The following is a 1,098-nucleotide window of genomic DNA, read 5'->3' as shown; positions in this document are numbered from 1 at the left end:
GGCATACGAGTGTAGAGAGGTCTCGTGGGCTCGGAGATGTGTATACGAGACAGCCGTTCGGCAACGTCGCGACGCTCGGTATCTGACGCGGAACCAGTTGACCAGCGCCGACTTCGACTCGCTGCCGTGGAAGGTCTCGCCCCCCTGTGGGCTTCCAGCGGTCCGCGATGAGCATGTGGAACCTGGGTGGCTGGTTGAGCTCAGCGGGAAACACGAACGCGTGATTCCCGCGATGCCAGAAGCACCCCGACAGGATCAACCAGACTCACGGTCCCGTCCAAGGTTGAGGCTCTCCAATGCGGCTGCCCAGCGTTTGGTGACAGCATTGAACCGCGCGTTCCCCTTCGCCGAGGTCGAGCCCGCCGAGGAAGACTTTCGCGCACTCGCCGGCGTGTGGCTACCAGACGAAGACGACCGGCATGTCCTGGCCGCGGCCGTCGCCGCGCAGGCAACTGTGCTCTGCACGTGGAACGTCAAGGACTTCCCGGCCGATACTGCGGCGGTCGCCGGCATCGAGGTGCTCACCCCCGACGAACTGCTCTGCCGGCTCGTGGCGGAGTACGAGCCACAGATGCTCGCCGCTCACCGAACGGCCGTCGCGTCCCTGACCGGCGGCCACCGACAGGTCGACGATCACGGCCCTGCGCCGAGCCGGGGCTTCGACAACCGCCGATCCGATGAATCGCCTCATCGGAGGCTGCTGAACCTCCGTGGGCCAGCGACGCACAGAGCGCCATTCCCAGTGAGCCATCACAGTCCGCCAGGCAAGCCGGATGAAACGGTAGGCGCCTCGGAACCCCTGTCTGACCCTCACTCGGAACACCGTGCCTACGGAACCGTTTGAGAAGTCCGCGTTCATCAAGCTATGGCGACGTGCGCTGGAGCATGCCACCCCAGACACGGGAGCCCTCCATCCGCAGCCTCACTCAGCCCGCTACGTCGTTGAACGACTACCGACAGGAGTCGACTGCTGCGGAGCCAAAGGAGACTCGAACCAGCTGCCCGGCCCGCCGACCTGCTGCTTCGACGGGCGCGGAAACGTCCAAGACGTGAGAACCAACCTGTTTCTGCAGGTCAGGCGGTTCATCACGTTGTGTC

The 1,098-nt window shown here is 64.8% G+C and carries 1 protein-coding gene; it reads left to right on the top strand.

Features of this window, described 5'->3' with window-relative positions:
- Positions 1–232 precede the first annotated feature (232 nt).
- On the top strand, positions 233–844 hold the full coding sequence (locus MJ783_RS23815; RefSeq protein ID WP_370651775.1) for a PIN domain-containing protein: 612 nt from the start codon (positions 233–235) through the stop codon (positions 842–844).
- Positions 845–1,098 lie beyond the last annotated feature (254 nt).

This window comes from Protofrankia sp. Cj3, assembly GCF_917627355.1.
Lineage (GTDB): Bacteria > Actinomycetota > Actinomycetes > Frankiales > Frankiaceae > Protofrankia.
Note: the sequence above shows the minus strand (reverse complement) of the source record. Positions and strands in the feature narration are given on the sequence as shown.